Here is a 23,416-nt window from a genome sequence, read left to right as displayed (position 1 = left end):
GGCGGGCGAAATGCATAAAAATCGGAGAGGCACAGAATGACAAAGCTGTTGAATGACCATCGGATCGATCCAAGGATCAAGGCTGTTTTCGGCGAATATGGCGCGCCGGCCGCTTCCGATCTGCTTACGCGCGAAGAGCTGATCGAATTCATGCACACGCCCGAAGCGCAAGCAGCCGTAGCGGCCGACGCGCAATTTTTTGCGGAAGCCGTGTGCGAAGCGTCTGCGCCGTCCTCCGGCATCATCTATGAAACCAAGACCTTCATTTCGCAGCCCGATGGGAATGAGATCAAGATCCAGTATATCCGCCCCGAAGGCGCGGGCGTCCTGCCCTGCGTCTACTATATGCATGGCGGCGGGATGGCGACCTTGTCCGCCTTCGACCCCAATTATCGGGGATGGGGCAGCATCATCGCAGCGCAGGGCGTAGCGGTCGCCATGGTCGATTTCCGCAACAGCCTGCTACCGTCTTCCGCGCCTGAAATCGCGCCCTTTCCCGCCGGCCTCAACGACTGTGTTTCCGGGCTGAAATGGGTCCACGCGCATGCGGAGGAATTGCAGATCGATCCTGACCGGATCACGCTTGCCGGCGAGAGCGGCGGCGGCAATCTGGCGCTGGCGACCGCGCTGAAGCTTAATCGTGACGGCGACATCGGCCTTATCAACGGCGTCTATTCGCTGTGCCCGTTCATCGCAGGGCAGTGGCCGCATCCGGACCATCCGTCATCCCACAATAATGAAGGCATCTTCATCAGCATCGGCAACAATCGCCTGACGCTGGCCTATGGTATCGAGGCGTTCGAGCGCAAGGATCCGCTGGCATGGCCCATCTTCGCGTCGGAAGACGATCTTAAAGGGCTTCCGCAGACGGTCATCAGCGTGAACGAGTGCGACCCGCTGCATGACGAAGGCGTCGTATTCTACCGCAAGCTGCTGGCAGCCGGAGTGCCCGCGCGGTGCCGCTCGCTGATCGGGACAGTGCACGCAGTCGAGATTTTGCCGCGATGCGCGCCCGACATCAGCGCAAACACCGCCAACGACATCGCCTATCTCGCCCGTACGGGCAAATAGGGATGGCTCTGCCTTCCGCCGATGTCGCTGGCTCGCCCTTCGATGGAATAGCTAAAGGAGATTGAAATGGCTGACGGTTCCTGGGCGCCGACACCTTCATTGAGAAGTCAGGTCAGCGAGGCGGAGTGGAAGATGCGTGTCGATCTCGCCGCACTCTACCGCCTCGTCGCCCTGAATGGCTGGGACGATATGGTCTATACCCATATCTCCGCGCGCGTGCCGGGGCCGGAAGAGCATTTCCTCATCAACCCCTATGGCATCTTCTTCGAGGAAATGACGGCGTCGTCGCTGGTGAAGATCGATATGGACGGCAATGTCGTTCAGGACACCCCCTACAAGGTCAATGCGGCGGGTTTCACCATCCATTCCGCGATCCATGGCGCGCGGGAGGATGTGAAGTTCGTGATGCACCTGCACACCGATCAGGGCATCGCCGTGTCGGCGCAGAAGGAGGGGCTGCTGCCGCTCAGCCAGACCGCGCTGGCGATCCTGCCCGAGCTTGCCTATCACGATTATGAAGGCATCGCGCTCGATCTGGATGAGCGCGAGCGGCTGGTCGCCGACCTCGGCAACAATGCGGCGATGCTGCTCCGCAATCACGGGACGCTGGCGGTCGGGCTGGATGCGGGCGATTGCTGGCGGACCATGTTCATATTGGAGCGGGCCTGCAAGATTCAGGTCATGGCGCTGACAGCCGGGCGCGAGGGTGTCTTGATCGCGCCGGAAGAAGCGCAGCATACCGTCGCCCGCCAGATGGCGGCGCGCGGTCCGCTGCGGCTGGAGGGCGGCCAGTCCGCCTATGAACTGATCTGGCCGGGCTGCCTGCGCCGCCTGCACCGCCAACTGCCGGGCTTCGACGCCTGACTAATATCGATGCTCATGCAAGAAAGTCCGACCATGTCCGACACCAAGGAAATCGAAGGCCCCACCACCCATTTCACGCAAATGGCGGATTCTACCAAGGAGGACTGGGCGATCATCGATAGCCATTACAAGCCCTTCCATGCGGGACTGTCGAACCGGATATTGACGCATCTGAAGCTGCTTGACGGTGACTTCGGCGGTTACCCGGTCGATCGGCTGGAACATAGCGTCCAGTGCGCCACGCGCGCCTATCGGGCGGGGATGGACGAGGAATATGTCGTCTGCGCTTTGCTTCACGACATCGGCGACACGCTGGGGTCGGGCAATCATGCCGATCTCGCCGCGGCGATCCTGAAGCCCTATGTCTCGGAAAAGAACCACTGGATGGTGGAAAAGCACGCCATCTTCCAAGGCTATTATTTCTTCCATCATATCGGCGAAGACCAGCATATGCGGGAGAAGTTCAGGGGGCATCCGCATTTTGAATATACGGCGGATTTCTGTCACCTCTACGATCAGTCCGCGTTCGACGCCAATTATGAAAGCATGCCGCTCGAAGCGTTCGAGCCGATGGTTCACCGGCTGTTTTCGACGATGCGCTATTCCTTCTACAAAAGCCCGACTGCAGAATAACCGGGCCATAGCAGACAGACATGATCGAAACGCGCTGCGTGAGCCTGAACGGCCTTGAATTCACCGTCGATATCGTGGGTCATGACCATGGTCAGACCGTTCTGCTGCTGCATGGCTTCCCGGAGTCGCGCTATATGTGGCATCCTCAGGTCGAGGCGCTGTCGGCTGCGGGCTTTCGCGTCATCGCGCCCGATCAGCGTGGCTATTCGACGGGCGCGCGTCCGGCGGAGGAAGATGCCTATCAGGTGGAGTTCATCGTCCAGGACGCCGTTGATCTGATGGACGCGGTTGGCGTCGCGGACTTCCATCTGGTGGGGCATGATTGGGGCGGGCAGATCGCTTGGTTGCTCGCTGCGGCTCATCCGGAGCGGATCCGCACGCTGAGCATCTTGTCGCGGCCGCATCCGGCGGCGTTTGCGCGGGCGTTGACGGAAGACCCCGAACAGCCGGAGCGTTCGCGTCACCACCGCTTTCTGAAGGACGCGGACGCCTATGACCGGATGCGGGTGGACGGACTTCGACCCCTCCGGGAAGCGTTGGAAACCCAATATGTGCCGCCGGAGATCGCAGCCGTTCACATCGCCAAGCTCGCTGAGCCGGGTGGGGTGGAAGGCGCGATCAACTGGTATCGTGCGAGCGGCTTCACGGGCGCGCAGACGCCGGCCATCAACCTGCCCACCCTCTATGTCTGGGGCACGCAAGATGCGACGGTCGGGCGCTATGCGGCGGAACTGACGGCCGACTATGTGACCGGTCCGTTCCGATTCGAGATCGTCGAGGGGGCGGGACATTTCATCGTCGATCAATGCCCCGACACCGTGTCGAACTTGCTCCTAGCCCATATAAGGCAGGGCGCTGACAGTCTCGCTTGACGGGGGCGCCCGTTCCTCGGATGTTTGACCCCACGGTTTGATGGTGCGATCCCTTCGTCGGAATGGAAGGACGCAGCCCCAGGCTTTGCTCGCGACGCTGGGCCGAGCACTGCGGATCAACCCCAAGGCGGTGGCAAAATAGTGTAAGCGGAGGAAGTGATTGGGTCGCCTTCCGCCGCCATACGCGTGATCCGTAGACGGGATTGAAGACAGGAGCGTCTAAAAATGAATGGATCGTCACAAGAAACAGCGGCAGTCAGCATGTATAAGCAATATATTGCATGCCTTAATGCCCGTGCCTGGAACGAGCTTGGCGAATTCGTGGCTACCGATGTGGTCCACAATGAGCGCCCACTCGGGGTCTATGGCTACCGAGCCCTGCTTGAAGAGAATGTCCGAGACATCCCGGACCTTTATTTCAACGCCGACATCGTTGTGGCGAATGCCAGTCATATCGCCTCACGGCTTCGTTTCGACTGCACGCCTGTGCAAGAGTTTCTTGGCGTTCCAGTCAACGGACGGCGCGTCGTATTCCACGAACATGCTTTTTACACTTTGCGAGCTGGGAAGATCGCAGAAGTTTTCTCGGTCATCGATAAGACAGCAGTTGAAGCCGAGGTGAGGCGCTAGCTATCGCACAGGCGGCGTTGGAGGCGGTAGGCCGTAGGCGACATGCCGAGCCAGTCGAAGCAGGCGCGCCATAGGCTGCGGCGATCCGAAAAGCCAAGATCGAAAGCGATATCGTCCAGATTGGCGTCGGTCGCGAGCAGGGTGCAGAGTTTCCGCATCCGGACCTCCCGTGAGAGTTCGCGAAAGCTCGTCCCTTCCTGCGTGAGCCGGCGCTGCAAGGTCGCCGCGCTCATCCCGAGCTTGCGCGCTGCGACCCGCTGGCTGGGGATTTCATCCTGCATCAGCACCCGCAATTCCTCAACAATCGAGTTGGATGCGTCCGAATGAATCGAGCGCGGTGAGCGCTGTGCGATTTCCATGAAGACGGAGGATTCGTGGAAGGAGAAGCTCTTATAGCGACGCACTCCGAGCGGCATGTCGAGTATCTCCTTGGGATAGACCATGGAGACGCCCGTCCCGTGCCGCCAGCAACTGGTCGCGAGGCCGGTCAGTAGCGACTCGTTGCGATCGGCCAGCAGGCTCGACAGCCGCGTGCGGACCGGCTCGATCCATTGCCCCGTGCCCCAGACCAGGACGCAGTGAAACACGATCGCGATCAGCTCGGCATAGATTTCCCCGCGCTCGGACAGGTCGTTCATGGCATAGGTGATGTTGATCCCGTCGGAGCCATAGCCGACCGACACTGTCATGCCAGAGGGTATGACCTGAACGAACTCGCAGAAGCGCTTCAGACCTTCCCCGACCGAGTCCATATGGTTCACTGCGGTGAAGATCACCGTCCAGCTGCCCTTCGGCAAGGGGCGGGGGGTGCAGCCATGGCCCTCGTCGTCATATTTATAGACGCCATCTACGCACAGATTCCAGAAATCGACGCGGGAGATGCTCGCCGGCAACTGGCCCGCAGCGTCGCACAGTCCGGCTCCCACCATCAGCGCGCGCGCCCGTTCCGGCCCGAAAAATGTTTCGACATAATGTCTGGAAAGCTGTTCGGCGCCGAAATTGCGCGCTGCGGTGGAGAACAGAATGGACCGGTTATCAGGCATCGCGCTGGGCCATGCCTGGGAGCCGAACATCGATGGATAGCCGCTTGATTCCTGAACTCGGCAGAGGTTCGCTTTCATATCCAGCCTCTCTCATGTCGGCCCGTCGTTGCGAGGCCAGTCCTTGACATAATTTGTACTATAGGACAAAAAATGGTTCCAGGCAATGCCTGCCGCCTGTGGCTTTGGAGAGGATAGTTCCGCATTGGCCGTCGCCCGTCGCCTTTCGATCCTGCCGGACAAGCCAGTCGGGGCGCGTGAGTCGAAGCGCGCGCCGGCGCAGGCGCGGTCCGTCGAAACCCGCAAACGGATCATCGAAGGGGCGATCCTGGTGCTGGCGGAGCGCGGAATCGCGGGCATGACTCACCGGGAAATCGCCCGCACCGCAGGCGTTTCGCTTGCATCGACGACCTACCATTTCGCCAGCAAGTTTGACATATTGGCGGCCGCATCCCAGGAAATGCTGGACCATGACACGCTGCTTCTTCCCAGCGATGATGCCGCCGGGTCGAGCGAGCGGGGAGGGGCGGGATGCCCGCGATCCTGGCTTATCGCCTTTCTTGCCAAGGTTGCCGGGGAGCAGCGCGTGCGTGGGGCGTGCTGGACCGAAATCATGCTGGACGCGCCGCGCCACCCCGAATCCCTCGCGCTGGCCCGCCGCTGGTTCGCCGCTGCGACCCAGGTCTGGAGCGAATGGGCAGCCGCCTCCGGGGATGGCGACAGCGATCTTGCCGCGCGATCTTATGGTGACATAACGGTCGGGCTTCTCCTTTTCGTGCTGGTTCTCCGCCCGACCGAAGAGGATTTGAAGGCGGTGTTCGATGGCGGCGAAGACCCTCTCGACCGGTGGGGCCATGGGCAGAAGGTCGTCCCCGCCAAACCCGCCCGACAGAGCGGCAAGTCGGCGGTGACGCGCGAAGCGATATTGCGGGCGACGCTGGACGAACTGGTTTCCAAGGGCCAGACGGCGATCGGGCTGAAAGCAATGGCGAGCAAGGCGGGGCTTTCCCCGTCTGCGGCTTTTTACCACTTTCCTACGACCGCCAGCCTGATCGAAACCGCCCAGCATCGCCTGTTTGAAAATGCGAAGGATCGCTATCGCATCGTCGCGTCGATGGAGCGTGGGGAAGAAAGCCTGGAAAGGCTGATCGATCGAACGAGCGTCATTTTCTTTCGCGAAGCGACGGAGTATGCGCTGGAAAGTCTCGCAATCTACCGGGTCTGGCTCGAAGCGAGCCGTCAGCCGTCGCTGCAATCCGCGATCTGGGCCGACATCGCGGATCAGCACAGCGCCTGGCGGCGTCTCTTGACGCCGATCTCGTCGTCGCTGCGCCCGCTCGATCCGCTGCTGTCCCAGGCCCTGTTCACCGGAAAGATGATCCGGCTGGTGGCGAGCGGATCGCGGACGGAGGATCTTGCGCATGTGCGCCGGGAATTCGCCCATGATCTGGCGATGATCTCCTCCGGCCGCTTCTGGTTGTAAGCCGATTGCCCTAAATGCGATTTCCGCCTTGCGGTAAATTGAGACATCGCGGGTGCGATCAACCATCATTCTCCCCCCAGCCGAAATCGATACAACGCGAATCGGCACAAAAAGACAAAATTGATGGAGGGGTTATCATGATGAAAGGCCATTACGTGCTTGCGCTGCTTTGCGGGGCTGCAGTCGTTCCGGCGGCCTTGGCGCAGACGTCCGATGCGCCCGCGCAGGGCGCTCAATCGTCCGGCTTGGGCCAGATAGAGGATATTGTGGTTACTGCATCCCGCCGCAGCGAGACGATCCTGAAAACGCCCATCGCGGTGTCTGCCTATTCCGGCGACAAGCTGCGCGCCGCCCAGACCGTGGCGCTCACCGATCTCGTCGGACCTAATCCGAACATTCAGATCGGCAACAGCTATAATTCGGCCAACGTCGCGATCCGTGGCATCGGCAACGGGTCGTCGATCAATGCGGGCTCCGACTCGGGCGTGTCCATCCAGGTGGACGGCGTCTACATGGCGCAGCCGCTGCTGACATTGTCGACCTTCCTCGACGTGGCGCGGGTGGAGGTTCTGCGTGGCCCGCAAGGCACGCTGTTCGGCCGCAATGCCACCGGTGGCGCCGTCAACATCATCCCCAACGAGCCGACGCGGGACGTGCATTATGGCTTCGACGTCACGGCGGGCATCGATCCCGGCCGGATCAACACGGCAGGCTATGTCAGCGGGCCGCTCAATGCGTCGGGCACCCTGACTGCCCGTCTTTCCGCCCAGCAGACATATAATCGCGGCTATACGAAGAATCTGGCGACCCAGCAGACCTACGCGCCCGGCTACTCGAACAATCTGGTCACCACCAACTCGCCTAGCCGGCTGGACGACGCGAACAATCAATCGGTTCGCGGCCAGATCAAGTGGGAGCCGTCCGATAGCTTCAACGCCCGGCTGCTGGTCGAGTACCAGCGCGATCACTCCGATGGCCCGGCGACCTTCCTCGAAGGCACGCCTGATCCAACCCAGCCCCTGCCAGCGATCCTGGTGGGGCAGTCGGTGGGGAGCGTCCGCAAGCGCGAAGTCAATAACAACGAAGCTGTGCGCCGGATCGAAGGCAAGAATGTCAACCTGACGCTGAACTGGGCGCTGGGGGGCGGCGACCTCAAGGCGGTCGGTTCCTATGCGGATACCAAGATCCACAACATCCAGGACGGCGATGGCACCGACGCGCTGCACACCTATTCCGACTTCAACAATAAGACCCACCAATATTATGGGGAACTGCTTTACTCGTCCGATGCGTCCAAGCCATTCACTTACATCGTCGGCACCAATTATTTCCACGAGAAGCTGAAGCAGGATATTTCGGTTCCGATCAGCCTGCTGCCGATGCCGGTCGATCTGGGCGCGAAGATCAACACGACCTCCTATGCCTTTTTCGGCCATGCCCAATATCCGCTGACGCCCGAGGCGAAAATCTTCGCCGGCGTGCGATACACGCACGACAAGAAGGTCGATCTGGACGATTATAACAGCTATGTCGGCATACTGCCGCGGCAGAGCACGTCTTCCAGTCAGCTCACCTATGAAGTCGGCGCTTCCTATGCGTTTAGCAATACGCTCGACGCCTATCTGAAATATGCCACCGGGTATAAGGGCGGCGGCTTTTCGGCCGGCGGTCTGGCTCCCGCCTTCGATCCGGAAAAGAACACCAACCTTGAGGCGGGCTTGAAAGGCTGGTTCTTCGACCGGGGATTGCAGGCCAATATCGCCGCGTTCCACATGAAGTATGACAATCTTCAGGTGAACCAGATCAACGGCGCGTCCACGCAAGTGGTGAACGCCGCAAAGGCGACCATCTACGGCATCGAGGCGGAAACCGTCATACGTCCAGTCGAGGCGCTGCGGTTCGAGGTGTCGGGCGCCTATCTCCACGCGACCTTCGACCGTTTCCACACCGGCGATCCGGCGCGCCCCAATCTGGGGACGGTCGATCCGGACGGGACACGGCGGTTCGACCTCGACGGCAACACCCTGCCGCAGGCGCCCCGATACAGCGTCAGCGCCGGCGGCTATTATGAGATGCCGATCTCATCGGGGAAGGTCACGTTGGGCGCGCGCTACGACTGGAAGTCGCGGTTATATTTCAGCGAGTTCAACATCCCGGTTTCCTCGCAGGCTGCGGTGGGGAAGCTCAACCTGTCGCTCAACTATGAGAGCGACGACAAGCGGATCACGGCGAGCCTGTTTGCCAAGAATGTCACCAATGAACAGGTGAAGTCGAATGTGATCGTCGTGTCGGCGCTGATCGGATCGCTCGCGCTCAGCCAATATCAGCCGCCACGCCAGATCGGCGCGTCGTTCGGATATCATTTCTAGAAAGAAACGACAGCAAAGCGATGCCGACCGAACATCTGAGCGTGGCGCAGGCCCGAAGAGTCAAAGACCATATAGCGGGCCTGATCGCGCGCTCGGATGAGATGGACGATCTCGAAGTCGCGATGCGCTACGTCATGGACAATTATTGCCTGACAGGTGCGGAGCGCGAATTCGGGTGCTCTACGGTGCTGGTCGATCTCGGCACCTGTTCGGGCGAATGGTTCATGCCCCCGCAGGCGGAGCCGGGCCACCACATCGTCTATATCCATGGCGGCGGCTGGTTCGCCGGGTCGGTGGACACGCACCGCCATCTGATTGATCTCATCGCGCGAAGGACCGGGCGCGCGGTGTTTGCGCCGAACTACCGTCTGGCTCCTGAACATCCGTTTCCGGCGGGTCTTGAGGATGCCGGGCGCGCTTATGCCTACGCATCTGCCAACGGACCGGCGGGGCCGCTGGAGGCCGCCTACCTCGCTTTGATGGGCGATAGCGCGGGGGGCAACCTCTCCGCCGCGCTCGTGATCGACCTTGTGTCGCGCAACGCCCGGCTGCCCGATGCACTGGCCCTATTGTCAGGCGTGGTCGATTTCCGGCCGCCCGACAAGATGCCGCCGGGTTCCGACGACCCGACATGCGAGCCGACAACGCAGACCAAGATCGCTGAACTGTATCTTCAGGGCGTCACGACAGTGGACAATCCCCTCGTTTCGCCGGCCGCAGCCGCTTCGGACGTCCTTGAGCGATTTCCGCCGACGATCATCCAGGCGTCGTCCGACGAATATCTGCGCGATCAGGATGTCGCCTTCGCTGCCGCGCTCTGGCGGCTGGGGGTGACGGTACATCTGAGTATCTGGCCGCATTTGCCGCATGCCTTCCATCTCTTCCCGCAGGAACTGCCGGAAGCGGCGCGCGCGGTGGATGAAATTGCGGCGTTTCTGGCAGGTGTCGAGGCGGCCCCGGTCGATAAACTTGCAAGAGTGGGAGCGCACAATGACTAAATCCTGGCCGGCCATGTCGCTCAAGGAAGCAGAAGCGCAGCTCTGCGTTCCGGGCTCGCGCTTTGAAATCCGCAAGGAAGTCATCAACGGCCGCGAGTTGCGGACATGGGCGAGCCTGCCCGCCAATGTCGCCGAACTGGCGAAGCAAGTGCGGGCGACGCATGGCGCGCGTGAGTTTCTGGTCCTTAACGACGAGCGCGTCACTTATGAGGGCTGGTTCCGGGCGGTTGCGACACTGGCGGACCATCTCGTCCGCGAGGGTGTGAAGCAGGGGGATCGTGTTGCGATCGCTATGCGGAACCTGCCCGAATGGCCGGTGGCGCTGTTTGCGGCGACGGTGTGCGGGGCCATCGCCGTGCCGCTCAATGCATGGTGGACGGGCGAGGAACTCGCCTATGCGTTGGAGCAGTCCGGCTCCACTGTCCTTTTCTGCGATGGCGAGCGGTTCGAGCGCGTCATGAGCGGCAGTCCGATATCCGCCGATCGCTTGAAAATCATCGTTTCGCGGTCATCGCGTCCCGGCGTGGTTTTGCTCGAATCCATCATTGGGGCGGTCGTGGACTATGGCCGGTTGCCCGACCTGCCGCTGCCGGACGTCACGATGAAACCCGACGATCCGCTGACGATCTTCTATACCAGCGGCACTACTGGTCGTCCCAAGGGCGCGCTGGGCACGCACAGGAACATGCTTTCGGGCCTGGTGGCGATGGATTTCATCGGCCAGCGCGGCGCGTTGCGCCGCGGCGAGCCGATCAGCGACCTCACGCCATCGGTCACTTTGATGACCATCCCGCTATTCCATGTGACTGGCTGCGCCGCGCTGCTGATGTCCGCCTTCGCCTGCGGCGGCAAGGTCGTGCTGATGCACAAGTGGAACGCGGTCGAGGCGATGGGGCTGATCGAGCGGGAACGGATCACGTCGGCAGGCGGCGTCCCGACCATCGCGTGGCAGTTGATCGATTCCCCGGAGAGAAACCGGTTCGATCTCAGTTCGCTCAATTATGTGCCTTATGGCGGCGCGCCGGCCGCGCCGGACCTGCCCTTCCTGATCGAACGGGAATTGTCGGCCGTGCCCTATAATGGCTGGGGCATGACGGAAACGTCGGGCACGATCACCGGACACAGCGCGGAAGACTATCTGAACCGGCCCGACAGTTGCGGACCGCCGCTGCCGGTCGACGACCTGCGGGTCGTCAACGAGGCGGGCGAACCGCTCCCGGTCGGCGAGATTGGCGAATTATGCGTTCAAGGGCCGCAGATCGTGATGGGATATTGGCAGAATCCGCAAGCGACCCAAGCAACCTTCGGCGATGGCTGGCTGCGGACGGGCGATTTGGCCCGACTGGACGAGGAAGGCTTTTGCACCATCGTCGGCCGCAGCAAGGATGTCATCATCCGCGGCGGTGAGAATATCTATGCCGTCGAGGTCGAAAACGCGCTGTTCAGCCATCCCGCCGTGACGGACGCGGCGGTGGTAGCCCTGCCGCATGACAGGTTGGGCGAGGAACCCGGCGCGATGTGCCTGATCGCCGAGGGCCATTCGATCAGCGAAGACGAGCTGAAGCTCTGGCTGCGCGAGCGGCTGGCGGCGTTCAAAATCCCGGTGGTGATCCGCTTTCACCACGAACCTCTGCCGCGCAACGCCAATGGCAAGGTCATGAAAAATGACGTGCGGGCGCTGCTTCTCTCCGACGCGATGCAGGACTGACATCCTAGCGTGACATGATTTTATCTGAGGAATAGACGATGGATTTCGCCCTTACCGCCCGCCAGACTTCCTTTCGCGACCGCGTGCGCGCGTTCATCCAGACAAACGTCAAGCCGCGCCTGGCCGATTACGAAGCCGAAGTGGCAGCCGAACCGCGTTGGAAGGTGATTCAGGTCATCGAGGAATTGAAGCCGCTGGCGCGCGAGCAAGGCTTGTGGAACCTCTTCATGCCGCCGCATTCGGGCCAGGAGCATGTCGACAACAGCTTCGTGTTCGAGGGCGAGCAACTCACCAACCTCGAATATGCCCTCTGCGCCGAAGAGATGGGCCGGGTGTTCTGGGGTTCGGAGATCTTCAACTGCTCCGCGCCCGACACCGGTAATATGGAAGTGTTTCATCGCTACGGCACGCTGGAGCAGAAGGAACAATGGCTGCGCCCGCTGATGAACGGCGAGATTCGGTCCGCCTTCCTGATGACCGAACCCGATGTCGCCAGCTCGGACGCCACCAATATCCAGACGTCGATCCGTCGCGAGGGCGACGAATATGTCATCAACGGCCGCAAATGGTGGTCGACCGGCACCGGCGATCCGCGCTGCAAGGTGGCGGTGGTCATGGGCAAGACCGATCCCGACGCCGACAAATATCGCCAGCAGAGCATGATCTTGGTGCCGATGGAGGCGCCGGGCGTGACGATCAAGCGCATGCTCAACGTCTATGGCTATGACCATGCGCCGCACGGGCATGGCGAAGTGGTCCTGGACAATGTGCGCGTTCCGGCGAGCAACATGCTGCTGGGCGAGGGGCGCGGTTTCGAGATCGCGCAGGGACGGCTCGGGCCGGGACGCATCCACCACTGCATGCGCACCATCGGCGTCGCCGAGAACGCGCTGGAAGCGATGGCGAGCCGCCTGTTGTCGCGGCAGGCTTTCGGCAAGCCGATCGCGAGCCAGTCGGTGTGGGAGCAGCGCATCGCGCGCGCGCGCATCGACATCGAAATGACGCGGCTGCTCTGCCTCAAGGCGGCGGACATGATGGATCAGGCCGGCAACAAGAGCGCGCAAGTCGAGATCGCGATGCTGAAGGTTCAGGCCCCGATGATGGCGTGCCAGATCCTCGATGACGCCATTCAGGCGCATGGCGGCGCGGGCGTGTGCGACGATTTCGACCTCGCTTTCGACTGGGCCAATACCCGCACGCTGCGGCTGGCGGATGGGCCCGACGAGGTGCATGCGCGCGCCATCGCACGAGCGGAGTTCAAGAAATATCAGGATGTGGTGGGTGACACCCTGTCGAGCGGCGATGTCGGAGCGACGCGCTGATGCCGGGGCTTTCACCTTTCTTCGCCCGGAGCAGTTGGGATGACCGCGATGGCTGAGGCTGCGGTTGTCGATAATGGCTTCGACGTCGGCAGATTGACGGCGTGGATGGAGACGCATGTCCCCGATTTCGAAGCGCCGATCAGCCTGGACAAGTTCGCGGGCGGCCAGTCCAACCCGACGTTCGCGCTCGACACGGCGACGCGGCATTTTGTGCTGCGCCGCAAGCCTGCGGGCGCATTGCTGGCCTCCGCCCACGCCGTCGATCGCGAATATCGGCTGCTGAGCGCGCTCTATCCGGAAGGTTTTCCCGTGCCGCGTCCTATCGCCCTGTGCGAGGATGACGCGGTGATTGGATCGGCCTTTTACGTCATGGAGCGGATCAAGGGGCGGACGCTGTGGGACGGCGCGCTGCCCGACGAAACGCCGACGGGGCGCCGGGCGATCTATGTCGAGATGGTGGAAACGCTGGCGCGGCTGCACCGGTTCGATCCGGCGAAGGTCGGCCTCTCGGATTATGGCCGCCCCGGCAATTACTTCGGGCGGCAGGTCGCGCGCTGGAGCCGTCAATATCGCGACTCGCAGACCGAGGACGTGCCGGAAGTCGAAAAGCTGATGGAGTGGCTGGGCCGGACCGTGCCTGAGCAGTCGGCATCGACGATCATTCATGGCGACTATCGGCTGGACAACCTGATCTTCGATCCTTCCCAGCCGAAGGTGCTGGCGGTGATCGACTGGGAATTGAGCACGATCGGCGATCCGATGGCGGATTTCAGCTATTTCGCGGCGCACTGGCTGATGCCTGCGGATGGTCTGGCTGCTCTCGGCAACCTCGATCTGGAGGCGGCGGGCATTCCCTCGCTGGACGAGATTACCGACCTCTACTGCGAAATGAGCGGACGGCCGCGCATCGCCAATCCGCACTGGTATTTCGCCTTCAACCTCTTCCGCATCGTCGGGATCGTGCAAGGCATCCGCAAACGCATCATCGACGGCACCGCTTCAAGCCTTGAGGCGGAAAAGGCCGCGGCCAAGCTCGTGCCGATGGCGCGGCTCGGCTGGGAACAGGCCCGGCTGGCCGGCGCCCTCGAACCATGAAGACTGGATAGAAATATGAACAAGCTCTTTGACCTCAGCGGCAAGGTCGCTATCGTTACCGGGTCGTCGCGTGGCATCGGCCGCGCTATCGCGGAGGCGCTGGCGGACGCCGGGGCCCAGGTGGTCATATCCAGCCGCAATCTGGATGCGTGCGAGGAGGCCGCTGCCGCGATAAACGCGCAAATGGGCGAAACGCGCGCCACCGCGATCGCGGCGGACATTTCGGTGAAGGACGATCTGCGGGCGCTGGTCGCGGAAACGGAAAGGCGGCTGGGGCCGGTGGACGTTCTGGTCTGCAACGCGGCGGTCAGCTCCCATTATGGGCCAACGCTCGAAATTCCGGACGAGGAATTCCACAAGATCATCAACGGCAACATCCTGTCCAACCAGTGGCTCGTCCAGCTCGTCGCGCCCGGCATGATCGAGCGGCAGGCCGGTTCGATCATCATCGTCGCATCGCTCGGCGCATATCTGGGTTCCGGTATGATCGGCACCTATCATGTGTCCAAGGCCGCCGACCTTCAGATGGTTCGCAACCTAGCCGTGGAACTGGGCAAGCACAGCATCAGGGTCAACGCCATCTCGCCCGGCATCACGAAGACGGATTTCGCAAAGCGGCTCTGGGAAGACCCGGCAGGTGTCGAGCAGGTCACGAAGCGCACGCCGCTCTGCCGCATCGGCGTGCCGGGCGAAATGGCGGGCGCGGCGGTCTATCTGGCGGCAGAGGCCAGCGCCTTCATGACGGGTCAGTCGCTGCTCATCGACGGTGGCATGGCGATCGGCCCGGCAAGGCTGTGATGCGGTCGGCTTCCAACACAGTCAGGAACGAAGCATGAGCAACCTGTTCGACCTCTCCGGCAAGACCGCCATCGTGACCGGATCGTCGCGCGGCATCGGCCGCGCCATCGCGGAGGCGCTGGCTGACGCGGGCGCCCGCGTCGTCATTTCCAGCCGCAAACAGGCGTCCTGCGATGAGGTCGCCGCTGCCATCAGCGCGCGTCATGGCGAGGCGCGCGCGACGGCCATCGAAGCCAGCATTTCCAACAAGTCGGCGTTGGAAGCATTGGTTAAGACCACTCAGGACCGGCTTGGCCCGATCGACATTCTGGTCTGCAACGCGGCGTCCAACCCCTATTATGGGCCAACGCTGGGCATCAACGACGACCAGTTCCGCAAGATCCTGGAAAACAACATCCTGTCGAACCACTGGCTGGCGCAACTGGTCGCGCCGTCCATGATCGAGCGCAAATCGGGATCGATCGTCATCGTTTCGTCGATCGGCGCCTATATCGGTTCGGACACGATCGGCACCTATCATCTGTCGAAAGCCGCTGACCTCGCCATGGTCCGCAATCTGGCCGTCGAATTCGGACCCCACAAGGTGCGGGTCAACGCCATCTCGCCCGGCGTGACGCGCACCGATTTCGCCAAGGCGCTGTGGGAAGATCCCGCCAAGGAGAAGGCGTTCAGCCGGCAGATCCCGCTGCGGCGTATCGGCGAGCCGGGAGAAATGGCGGGAGCGGCCCTGTTCCTGGCGTCCGATGCCTCTTCCTATGTGACAGGGCAAGCCATCGTCGTGGACGGCGGCATGACTATCGCTCCGGTGGCGTAAGAATGGCGCGCTTCACGGATAAGGTTGTGGCGATCACCGGCGCAGCCTCTGGCATAGGGGCGGCGACCACGCGCCTGTTCGCTCAAGAGGGCGCGCAGGTGATCGCGTTCGATACCAGCCCGACACTGGCGGAGAGCTTCGCCGGAAATGACGCCATCATCACCATGCAGGGCGACGCGGGCCGGGAGGAGGATGTGCTGGCGATGTTCGCGCTGGCGACGAGCCGTTTCGGCGGCATCGATATCGTCTGCGCCAATGCGGGGGTGACAGGCGGAGAGGCGGGGCTGTTCGACCAGAGCGTTGAAAGCTGGGAACAGGTGCTGCGTATCAACCTGATCGGTCCGTTTCTGGCTGTCCGGCATGGCGCGAGGACCATGCTGGATGGCGGCAGGACCGGCGCCATCGTCTGCACCGCCTCGGTCGCGGCACTGCGCGCGGGGGCGGGCGGCCCGGCCTATTCGGCGTCGAAGGCGGGTGTCGTGAACCTCGTCCAGATCGCGGCGCAGCAGCTTGCCGGATCGGGCATCCGCGTCAACGCGGTCTGCCCTGGCCTCATCGAAAGCGGCATGACTAGAGACCTCTACGACAAGGCGCGCGCCAAGGGTCGGGAAGGCTCCATCGGCAAGCTCAACCCGCTGCGGCGCGGGGGACGTCCTGCCGAAATCGCGCAGGCCATCGCTTTCCTTGCATCGGACGAGGCCAGCTACGTCAACGGGCATGCCCTCGTCGTCGATGCAGGACTTTCGACTTCTCACCCCTTCGCCCGGCCCAGCGCATTAGGCGAGACCATTTTTTGAGAGAGATAAGATGATCGAAACGCAACGCCACGGCACCGTCCTTACAATCCGGATCGGCAATCCACCCGTCAACGCCCTGTCTGAAGATGTGCGGCGCGGCATCTATCAGGCGATAGACGCCGCGCAGAGCGATGAGGGCGTGTCCTCCATTGTGATCCACGGGGCGGGGCGGATGTTCAGCGCGGGCGCGGACATCACCGAATTCGGCAAGCCGCTCGCCGAGCCGGGCCTTGCGGTGGTGATCGACGCCATCGAAGCCAGCGCCAAGCCGGTCGTGGCCGCTATCCATGGTTCCTCGCTCGGCGGCGGGCTGGAGGTTGCGCTGGGCGCGCATTATCGCGTCGCCACCGCGAGCGCGAAGCTCGGGCTGCCCGAGGTCGCGCTGGGCCTGTTGCCCGGCGCCGGCGGCACCCAGCGGCTGCCCCGCCTTGTCGGCATTCCCGCCGCGCTCGACATGATCGTGTCGGGCAGTCCGATTTCGGGCGCGAAGGCGCTGGACATCGGTCTGGTGGACAAGATCGTGCCGGAAGCGAGCCTGGTTGAAGACGCTATCGCCTACGCCGTCACGCTCAACGCGCCGCGTCCGACGGGCGCGCGCGCCGTTTCCTTCGAGGGGGATGAGTTCGACCGGTTCGCGGAGCAGAATGCGCGCAAGATCCAGGGGCTTGATGCGCCCCAAGCCTGCATCGAGGCGGTCCGGGCAGCAACCGCCCTGCCGCTGGCCGAGGGACAGGAAAAGGAACGCAGCCTTTTCCACACGCTCATGGACGGCGCGCAGTCGAAGGCATTGCGCCATGCCTTCTTCGCTGAGCGCGCCGCCGCCAAGATCGATGGCCTGCCCAAGGATGTCGCGCTGCGGTCTATCGAAAAGGTCGGCGTGATCGGCGCGGGCACCATGGGCGGCGGCATTTCGATGAATTTCCTGTCCGCCGGGATTCCGGTCACCATCGTCGAGATGGCGCAGGAAGCGCTCGAACGCGGCACCGGCCTGATGCGGAAAAATTATGAGGCTACCGCCGCCAAGGGGCGCATGACCAGCGCGCAGGTCGAAGGCGCGCTGGCGCTGCTGACGCCGACGCTGGATTTCAACGCCTTGGCGGACTGCGACCTCATCATCGAGGCCGTTTACGAAAATATGGACGTGAAGAAGGAAATTTTCGCGCGGCTGGACAGCATCGCCAAGCCGGGCGCGATCCTCGCCTCCAACACATCCTACCTTTCAGTCGATGAAATCGCGCAGGCGACGAATCGGCCGGAAGACGTGGTCGGCCTGCACTTCTTCTCGCCCGCTAACATCATGAAGCTGGTCGAGGTGGTGCGCGGCGACAAGACCGCGCCGGATGTGCTGGCGACGGGCATGGCGACCGCGCGCAAGATCGGCAAAGTGCCGGTCGTGTCGGGCGTCTGCTTCGGCTTCATTGGCAACCGGATGCTGGACCCCCGGCTGGAGGGCGCGATGGAGATGCTGCTGGAGGGCGCGACGCCCGACCAGATCGACCGCGTCTCGGTCGCCTTCGGCATGCCGATGGGGCCGTTGCAGATGATCGACCTCGCCGGCGTCGACATCGGCTGGCACCGCGATCCCACCCGCATCGAAAGCCTGCGCGACGCGCTCAACGCCTTGGGCCGCTGGGGCCAGAAGGCGGGCGGCGGTTTCTACGATTATGACGAAAAGCGGCGTCCTCTTCCCTCCCCGGTCGCGACCGGAATCATCGACGATTACCGCGCGAAGGCTGGGGTGACGCCGCGTGCCATTTCCGACGAGGAAATCATGGTCCGAACCATGCACGTCATGGTCAATGAAGGGGCCAAGATCCTGAGCGAAGGGATCGCGCAGCGTGCGTCGGACATCGATGTCGTCTGGATCTACGGCTATGGCTGGCCGCGCCATACGGGCGGACCGATGTTCTGGGCGGAGCAGGTCGGCTTCGCCAAAATCGTCGCAGATCTGGAGCGCTATGCCGATCGGCTCGGCGATGACTTTTCGCTGTCTCCCCTTCTGGTTAAGGCGGCGCGCGATGGCCGGTCGCTTGACGAGGCCAGGGCCGGATGAGCGACATGCTGGCGCGTTTGCAGGCCGACAAGGGGGTCACACACCATTCGGATTGGTTGACGGTCGATCAGGCGATGATCGACCGGTTCGCCGATGCGACGATGGATTGGCAGCATATCCATGTCGATCCGGAGCGGGCGCGCGAGACCCGCTTCGGCGGCACAATCGCGCACGGCTTTCTGGTGCTGTCGCTGCTTTCCTACCTTGAGGAGAAGACCACCGCGGCGCGGCTGCCGGATATGAAGGTGGGCGTGAACTACGGCTTTGACCGTGTGCGCTTCGTGTCGCCGGTGAAGGTAGGCAGCCGCATCCGCTCGGTTTCGACGCTTAGGAACGTGAAAGAGAAGAACCCCGGCCATTTCGAGCAGACGCAGGACATCTGCGTGGAAGTCGAAGGGCAGGAAAAGCCCGCCGTCGTCGCGACGTGGGTAACCCAGTTTTTTGTGTGACCCTTCAGGGTCTGCCTAGGAGATTGAACATGCAGGACGCCGTTATCGTGTCAGCCGCGCGGACCCCCATTGGGCGCGCCTATCGCGGTGCGTTCAATACGACGCCGTCGCCGACTCTCGCCGCGCACGCGATCCGGGCGGCGGTGGCCCGCGCCGGCATCGATCCGGCCGAAGTCGACGATGTGCTGCTGGGCGCATCGTTGCAGCAGGGCTATCAGTCCACAATCGGGCGGACGGCGGCGATGCGCGCCGGACTGCCGGTCACGGTAGCGGGCATGTCGCTCGACCGGCAATGCGCTTCGGGCCTGATGACGATCGCCACCGCAGCCAAGCAGATCATGGTCGACCGGATGAAGGTCATCGTCGCGGGCGGCGTCGAATCCATTTCTCTGGTGCAGACCGAGGAACTCAGGATCGACGAGGACCCCGAACTGGTGGCGATAGTGCCCGACATGTTCATGCCCATGCTGCAAACCGCCGAAACCGTCGCGCATCGCTATGGCATCGGGCGCGAGCGGCAGGACGCCTACGCGCTGCGGTCGCAGCAGCGCACGGCCGCCGCGCAGCAGAATGGCGCGTTCGACGACGAGATCGTGCCTGTCGAGGCGACCATGACGGTGCGCGACAAGGCCACCGGCGCGGTGTCGTCGCAGCTCGTCACGCTGACCAGGGACGAGGGTGCCCGTCCCGAAACCACCGCCGAAGGGCTGGCCGCGCTCAGGACAGTGGTGGACGGCGGCACCGTCACCGCGGGCAATGCGAGCCAGTTGTCCGACGGCGCGGCGGCTGTGGTCGTCATGGACGCGGGCCTCGCCGCCGAGCGCGGCTTGCACCCGCTGGGCCGCTATGTCGGCATGGCGGTGGCGGGCACCGAGCCGGACGAGATGGGCATCGGCCCGGTGTTTGCCATTCCCAAGCTGCTCCAGCGCTTCGGCCTCACCATAGACGACATCGGCCTTTGGGAACTCAACGAAGCCTTCGCCGTGCAGGTCATCTACTGTCAGGACAAGCTGGGCATCCCCGAAGACCGGCTGAACGTGAATGGCGGTGCGATCTCCATCGGCCATCCCTACGGCATGTCGGGCGCGCGCCTGGTCGCGCACGCCCTGATCGAGGGACGCCGCCGGGGCGCGCGCTATGTCGTGGTGACGATGTGCGTCGGGGGCGGCATGGGTGCCGCCGGCCTGTTCGAGGTTCTGTGATGAAAGCCTTGCTCTCGGTTGATCCGGGCGGGCCAGAATCGCTGGTCCTGGCGGATGTCCCTATTCCCGATCCGAGGCCGGGCCAGTTGCGCGTGCGCGTGCTGGCCTGCGGCATCAACTATCCCGACGTTCTGGTGATTGAGGACAAATATCAGTTCAAGCCGCAACGGCCCTTCGCGCCGGGTGTCGAGGTTTCGGGCATCGTCGACGCGGTGGGCGACGGCGTGACGGGCTGGGAGCCGGGCGACAGCCTGATCGCGACGCTGGCGCAATCGAGCGGCGGGCTGGCCGAATATGCTGTGTTCGACGCGGCCGATGCGTTCAAGATTCCCGAAGGACAGGATCCCGTCGCGGCTGCGGGGCTGTTGCTCACCTATGCCACCACAATCCATGCGCTCGCTGATCGCGGCGACCTGGCCGCTGGCGAGACGCTGCTGGTGCTGGGTGCTGCGGGCGGCGTCGGGCTGGCGGCGATCGAGATCGGCAAGGTCATGGGCGCGCGCGTCGTGGCCGCCGTGTCCAGCGAGGAAAAGGCGCAGGTGGTTCTTGCCGCCGGGGCCGACGACGTCATGGTCTATGGCCGGGCGCCCTTCGACAAGGATCAGGCGCGCGCCCTCGGGCTGGCGTTCAAGGAACGGGTGGGGCCGGAGGGCGCCCATGTCATCTATGATCCTGTGGGTGGCGACTATGCCGAACCTGCGCTTCGCTGCATCGCGTGGGAAGGGCGCTATCTGGTCGTCGGCTTCCCGGCCGGGATACCCAAGATCCCGCTAAATCTGCCGCTGCTCAAATCCTGCGATGTTCGCGGCATCTTCTGGGGCGGCTTCGCCAAGCGCGCGCCGGACCATAACCGGCGCAACATCCTGCAACTGATCGACTGGTGGACGGCAGAGCGCATCACGCCCAAGATCGACCAGATTTTCCCTCTCGAACGGGGCGGCGAGGCCATCGCCCGTCTGGCAAGCCGGTCAGCGGTCGGCAAAGTCATCGTGACGATCGGCGCGTGATGAACGGCGAAGCGACCATTGGCATGTCTACGCCCCCATCGGTCGGGCTTTTGCCGGTCGCGTCCATCGTCCTCACGGGTCTGGCGAGCGCCGCCATCATCGTGGCGATGCCGGGCCTGCTCGCCGGCATGTCCACGAAACTTGGCCTGACGGACAGCCAGATCGCGCTCATCAACGCATCGGAAATGGGCGGCACGACCGCGACCACCCTTATCATCGCGGCATGGCTGAGCCGCCTCGACCGGCGCAAGGCGGCGTTCGTCGGGCTGGTTCTGATCGTTCTCGCCAATCTGGTTTCGGCATTCGCTTCGACATTCCTGTTACTCATTGGCGCCCGGTTTGTCGCGGGTCTGGCGGCGGGCGCGCTTCAGGGAATGCTGTCGGCCAGCATTGCAGCCACGCCGATACCGGACCGTATCTTCGCCATCTATCTGACGGCGAACCTGACGATGACCACCATCATGCTCGGCCTGCTGAGCCGCTTCAGCGCGGCAGGGCACCCGGAATGGCTGTTCCTGTCCGTCGTCGCGCTGGCGGTGCTGGCGATCCTGCTGCTCCGGTGGTTGCCCTCGGAACCGGTCACGCTGCAGCCCCAGGGGACGGCGGGCACAAGGTCCAGCCGGGGGTATGGCCCGGCGGTGCTGCTGGGAACGTTCATTCTGCTGGTCGGCGTCGGTCTCACCTGGCCGCTAGTGGGCGTGCTGGGGCTGGATCGCAATATGTCGGGCGAAGCGGTCGCCAGCGCCCTGTCGCTCGCGACCATAGGCGGGATCGTCGCGAGCCTGATTGTATCCGGTATCGGCGATAAAGCGGGGCGGCGGCTGCCCATATCGGCTGGCGCGGCGGGCCTGTGCGTCGCTGTGCTGATCTTCATATTTGACAGGGGACAGACGATCTTCGCGGCGGCGGCCTTCATCTTCATGTTCTGCTGGGTGCTGATCTTGCCCTATTGCGCCGGGCTGGTCGCCACGATCGATCCCAGCGGCCGCCTGTCGGTCCTGTGGGTCACGATGCAGTTTGCCGGCCTCGCCACGGGGCCGATCATCGCCGCCGGCCTGCTGCTGTCATCGGCCGATCTGCCCTTTTACGGCTCGGTTGTCTGCTTCGGCATTGCCGCTGCCCTGATCCTACATGCCGAGCGCGGATCGCGGTCGGCCCCCAAAGCTCTGGAGACTTCTTCGTTATGACAAGCACATACCGGGCATGGACGCTCGTCAAGCGCGCCCAGGGCCTGCCCAGCCGCGACCTTTTCGCGTTGCGCGACTTTGACGATGCGCCGCTCGCCGAGGGCGAGGTGCGCGTGCGGAACGTCTGGCTGACGGTCGGGCCGGCCATGCGGGTGCGGATGTCGGCGGAGACGCGCGGCTATCTGGCGCCCTATGGGCTGGGCGAGCCCATTCCGGGCTGGGCGGTCGGCGAAGTGATCGAGTCGCGATCCGCTGATTTCAAACCCGGCGACCGGGCCATGCACCAGTTCGGGATGCGCGATTACGGGCAGGGACCGGCGACCGCCTTTGAAAAATTGCCTTCGTCCGGCGCGCCCGAACATTATCTGAACGCAATGGGGTCCACCGGCTTCGTCGCCTATTACGGGCTCTTTGAAATAGCGAAAGCCAAGGCCGGAGAGACGCTGTTCGTGTCGGCTGCGGCGGGCGCGGTCGGCAGCACGGCGGTGCAGATCGGCAAGGCCATCGGCCTCACGGTCATCGGTTCCGCCGGCGGCAGCGCCAAGGGCGAGCGGTTGAAAGAGATCGGCGCGGATGCCGTGATCGATTATAAAACTCCAGGCTCGCTGGAGGAAAAGCTGGCTGCGGTAGTGCCCCAGGGTATCGACATCTATCTCGACAATGTGGGGGGCGAGCATCTCGACGCGGCGCTCGCCAGCGCGAACCCGAATGCGCGGTTCGCGATCAGCGGGATGATCGGCAGCTACAATCAGGAGCGCGCATCCGACACGATGCACCACCTCAACCGCATCGTAACGCAGCGGATCCATATCCAGGGCTATCTGCCCTATTCCGATCGCGCGGACCTGCTGGGCGGGTTTCGCGCACAGATGTCCGCCTGGATCGAGAACGGAACCGTTCGTCCGTGGCAGGAAATCCGCGACGGGCTGGAGAGCGTCCCCCAAGCGGTTGAGGAACTTTTCACCGGCGGTTTCTCGGGGAAGCCGCTCATTCGTCTCAACACCGAAGGCGCGCGGCCTTGACC

The 23,416-nt window shown here is 63.3% G+C and carries 21 protein-coding genes; 20 read left to right on the top strand and 1 reads right to left on the bottom strand.

Annotated features, from left to right (window positions below; all coding sequences use genetic code 11):
- Positions 1 to 36: 36 nt before the first annotated feature.
- From A8G00_RS15060 to A8G00_RS15040, 5 genes are all read left to right on the top strand, one after another.
- Complete coding sequence (locus A8G00_RS15060) at positions 37 to 1,071, top strand: alpha/beta hydrolase (RefSeq protein WP_044660912.1); 1,035 nt, start codon at positions 37 to 39, stop codon at positions 1,069 to 1,071.
- 66 nt (positions 1,072 to 1,137) lie between these two features.
- Positions 1,138 to 1,935: a class II aldolase/adducin family protein gene (locus A8G00_RS15055; RefSeq protein WP_099186682.1), complete on the top strand. Its 798-nt coding sequence runs from the start codon at positions 1,138 to 1,140 to the stop codon at positions 1,933 to 1,935.
- A 33-nt stretch (positions 1,936 to 1,968) separates the two neighbouring features.
- On the top strand, positions 1,969 to 2,568 hold the full coding sequence (locus tag A8G00_RS15050; protein WP_061937441.1) for an HD domain-containing protein: 600 nt from the start codon (positions 1,969 to 1,971) through the stop codon (positions 2,566 to 2,568).
- A gap of 20 nt (positions 2,569 to 2,588) precedes the next feature.
- Positions 2,589 to 3,440 (top strand): alpha/beta fold hydrolase, encoded by an 852-nt coding sequence (locus A8G00_RS15045; RefSeq protein WP_103001046.1) that lies wholly within the window; start codon positions 2,589 to 2,591, stop codon positions 3,438 to 3,440.
- A gap of 225 nt (positions 3,441 to 3,665) precedes the next feature.
- Positions 3,666 to 4,070, top strand: coding sequence for an ester cyclase (locus A8G00_RS15040; RefSeq protein WP_103001045.1), 405 nt, complete (start codon positions 3,666 to 3,668; stop codon positions 4,068 to 4,070).
- Here the strand turns inward: A8G00_RS15040 and A8G00_RS15035 are convergent.
- Positions 4,067 to 5,113 carry a helix-turn-helix domain-containing protein gene (locus tag A8G00_RS15035; protein WP_172451867.1) on the bottom strand — a complete coding sequence of 349 codons (1,047 nt, stop codon included), beginning with the start codon at positions 5,111 to 5,113 and terminating at the stop codon, positions 4,067 to 4,069. The two genes, A8G00_RS15040 and A8G00_RS15035, sit on opposite strands and share 4 nt — an antisense overlap.
- Positions 5,114 to 5,315: 202 nt before the next feature.
- Between A8G00_RS15035 and A8G00_RS15030 the strand changes: the two genes are divergently transcribed.
- From A8G00_RS15030 to A8G00_RS14960, 15 genes are all read left to right on the top strand, one after another.
- A complete protein-coding gene (locus tag A8G00_RS15030; RefSeq protein WP_158230077.1) occupies positions 5,316 to 6,593 on the top strand; it encodes a TetR family transcriptional regulator in 1,278 nt (425 codons plus the stop codon).
- A 137-nt stretch (positions 6,594 to 6,730) separates the two neighbouring features.
- Positions 6,731 to 8,962: a TonB-dependent receptor gene (locus A8G00_RS15025; RefSeq protein WP_172451866.1), complete on the top strand. Its 2,232-nt coding sequence runs from the start codon at positions 6,731 to 6,733 to the stop codon at positions 8,960 to 8,962.
- Between the two features lie 41 nt (positions 8,963 to 9,003).
- Positions 9,004 to 9,960 (top strand): alpha/beta hydrolase, encoded by a 957-nt coding sequence (locus tag A8G00_RS15020; RefSeq protein ID WP_172451865.1) that lies wholly within the window; start codon positions 9,004 to 9,006, stop codon positions 9,958 to 9,960.
- Complete coding sequence (locus tag A8G00_RS15015) at positions 9,953 to 11,668, top strand: class I adenylate-forming enzyme family protein (protein ID WP_099186685.1); 1,716 nt, start codon at positions 9,953 to 9,955, stop codon at positions 11,666 to 11,668. Before A8G00_RS15020 ends, A8G00_RS15015 begins: the two co-directional genes overlap by 8 nt.
- A 38-nt stretch (positions 11,669 to 11,706) precedes the next feature.
- Positions 11,707 to 12,990, top strand: a complete 1,284-nt coding sequence (locus A8G00_RS15010; protein ID WP_099186686.1) for an acyl-CoA dehydrogenase family protein — start codon at positions 11,707 to 11,709, stop codon at positions 12,988 to 12,990.
- Positions 12,991 to 13,029: 39 nt separating this feature from the next.
- Complete coding sequence (locus A8G00_RS15005; RefSeq protein ID WP_084694347.1) at positions 13,030 to 14,085, top strand: phosphotransferase family protein; 1,056 nt, start codon at positions 13,030 to 13,032, stop codon at positions 14,083 to 14,085.
- Positions 14,086 to 14,100: 15 nt separating this feature from the next.
- Positions 14,101 to 14,883: an SDR family NAD(P)-dependent oxidoreductase gene (locus tag A8G00_RS15000; RefSeq protein ID WP_099186687.1), complete on the top strand. Its 783-nt coding sequence runs from the start codon at positions 14,101 to 14,103 to the stop codon at positions 14,881 to 14,883.
- A gap of 34 nt (positions 14,884 to 14,917) precedes the next feature.
- The gene (locus A8G00_RS14995) at positions 14,918 to 15,697 is read left to right on the top strand and encodes an SDR family NAD(P)-dependent oxidoreductase (protein WP_099186688.1); all 780 of its coding nucleotides are present in this window, start codon (positions 14,918 to 14,920) and stop codon (positions 15,695 to 15,697) included.
- Positions 15,698 to 15,699: 2 nt separating this feature from the next.
- Positions 15,700 to 16,494 (top strand): SDR family NAD(P)-dependent oxidoreductase, encoded by a 795-nt coding sequence (locus A8G00_RS14990; protein WP_061937470.1) that lies wholly within the window; start codon positions 15,700 to 15,702, stop codon positions 16,492 to 16,494.
- A gap of 10 nt (positions 16,495 to 16,504) precedes the next feature.
- Entirely contained in the window at positions 16,505 to 18,547 is a 2,043-nt protein-coding gene (locus A8G00_RS14985; RefSeq protein ID WP_103001042.1) for a 3-hydroxyacyl-CoA dehydrogenase NAD-binding domain-containing protein, read from the top strand.
- Entirely contained in the window at positions 18,544 to 18,996 is a 453-nt protein-coding gene (locus tag A8G00_RS14980) for a MaoC family dehydratase (protein ID WP_044660900.1), read from the top strand. The genes A8G00_RS14985 and A8G00_RS14980 overlap by 4 nt, the downstream gene beginning before the upstream one ends.
- A gap of 29 nt (positions 18,997 to 19,025) precedes the next feature.
- Positions 19,026 to 20,198: an acetyl-CoA C-acyltransferase gene (locus tag A8G00_RS14975; protein ID WP_099186691.1), complete on the top strand. Its 1,173-nt coding sequence runs from the start codon at positions 19,026 to 19,028 to the stop codon at positions 20,196 to 20,198.
- On the top strand, positions 20,198 to 21,205 hold the full coding sequence (locus A8G00_RS14970; protein WP_103001041.1) for an NADPH:quinone oxidoreductase family protein: 1,008 nt from the start codon (positions 20,198 to 20,200) through the stop codon (positions 21,203 to 21,205). Before A8G00_RS14975 ends, A8G00_RS14970 begins: the two co-directional genes overlap by 1 nt.
- Positions 21,205 to 22,392: an MFS transporter gene (locus A8G00_RS14965; protein ID WP_099186693.1), complete on the top strand. Its 1,188-nt coding sequence runs from the start codon at positions 21,205 to 21,207 to the stop codon at positions 22,390 to 22,392. Before A8G00_RS14970 ends, A8G00_RS14965 begins: the two co-directional genes overlap by 1 nt.
- Complete coding sequence (locus tag A8G00_RS14960; RefSeq protein WP_099186694.1) at positions 22,389 to 23,414, top strand: NADP-dependent oxidoreductase; 1,026 nt, start codon at positions 22,389 to 22,391, stop codon at positions 23,412 to 23,414. The genes A8G00_RS14965 and A8G00_RS14960 overlap by 4 nt, the downstream gene beginning before the upstream one ends.
- Positions 23,415 to 23,416 lie beyond the last annotated feature (2 nt).

This window comes from Sphingobium sp. SA916 (assembly GCF_002894065.1).
Lineage (GTDB): Bacteria > Pseudomonadota > Alphaproteobacteria > Sphingomonadales > Sphingomonadaceae > Sphingobium > Sphingobium fuliginis.
The sequence above is the reverse complement of the archived record's forward strand: the minus strand, read 5'-3'. Positions and strand labels throughout refer to the sequence as shown.

Coding starts and splice junctions, on each gene's coding strand:
- A8G00_RS15000 (WP_099186687.1), top strand. CDS start 14,101: ATGAACAAGCTCTTTGACCTCAGCGGCAAGGTCGCTATCGTTACCGGG.
- A8G00_RS15010 (WP_099186686.1), top strand. CDS start 11,707: ATGGATTTCGCCCTTACCGCCCGCCAGACTTCCTTTCGCGACCGCGTG.
- A8G00_RS14980 (WP_044660900.1), top strand. CDS start 18,544: ATGAGCGACATGCTGGCGCGTTTGCAGGCCGACAAGGGGGTCACACAC.
- A8G00_RS14985 (WP_103001042.1), top strand. CDS start 16,505: ATGATCGAAACGCAACGCCACGGCACCGTCCTTACAATCCGGATCGGC.
- A8G00_RS15005 (WP_084694347.1), top strand. CDS start 13,030: ATGACCGCGATGGCTGAGGCTGCGGTTGTCGATAATGGCTTCGACGTC.
- A8G00_RS15060 (WP_044660912.1), top strand. CDS start 37: ATGACAAAGCTGTTGAATGACCATCGGATCGATCCAAGGATCAAGGCT.
- A8G00_RS15035 (WP_172451867.1), bottom strand. CDS start 5,113: ATGCCTGATAACCGGTCCATTCTGTTCTCCACCGCAGCGCGCAATTTC.
- A8G00_RS14965 (WP_099186693.1), top strand. CDS start 21,205: ATGAACGGCGAAGCGACCATTGGCATGTCTACGCCCCCATCGGTCGGG.
- A8G00_RS14995 (WP_099186688.1), top strand. CDS start 14,918: ATGAGCAACCTGTTCGACCTCTCCGGCAAGACCGCCATCGTGACCGGA.
- A8G00_RS14990 (WP_061937470.1), top strand. CDS start 15,700: ATGGCGCGCTTCACGGATAAGGTTGTGGCGATCACCGGCGCAGCCTCT.
- A8G00_RS15055 (WP_099186682.1), top strand. CDS start 1,138: ATGGCTGACGGTTCCTGGGCGCCGACACCTTCATTGAGAAGTCAGGTC.
- A8G00_RS15015 (WP_099186685.1), top strand. CDS start 9,953: ATGACTAAATCCTGGCCGGCCATGTCGCTCAAGGAAGCAGAAGCGCAG.
- A8G00_RS15045 (WP_103001046.1), top strand. CDS start 2,589: ATGATCGAAACGCGCTGCGTGAGCCTGAACGGCCTTGAATTCACCGTC.
- A8G00_RS15040 (WP_103001045.1), top strand. CDS start 3,666: ATGAATGGATCGTCACAAGAAACAGCGGCAGTCAGCATGTATAAGCAA.
- A8G00_RS14960 (WP_099186694.1), top strand. CDS start 22,389: ATGACAAGCACATACCGGGCATGGACGCTCGTCAAGCGCGCCCAGGGC.
- A8G00_RS14970 (WP_103001041.1), top strand. CDS start 20,198: ATGAAAGCCTTGCTCTCGGTTGATCCGGGCGGGCCAGAATCGCTGGTC.
- A8G00_RS14975 (WP_099186691.1), top strand. CDS start 19,026: ATGCAGGACGCCGTTATCGTGTCAGCCGCGCGGACCCCCATTGGGCGC.
- A8G00_RS15050 (WP_061937441.1), top strand. CDS start 1,969: ATGTCCGACACCAAGGAAATCGAAGGCCCCACCACCCATTTCACGCAA.
- A8G00_RS15025 (WP_172451866.1), top strand. CDS start 6,731: ATGATGAAAGGCCATTACGTGCTTGCGCTGCTTTGCGGGGCTGCAGTC.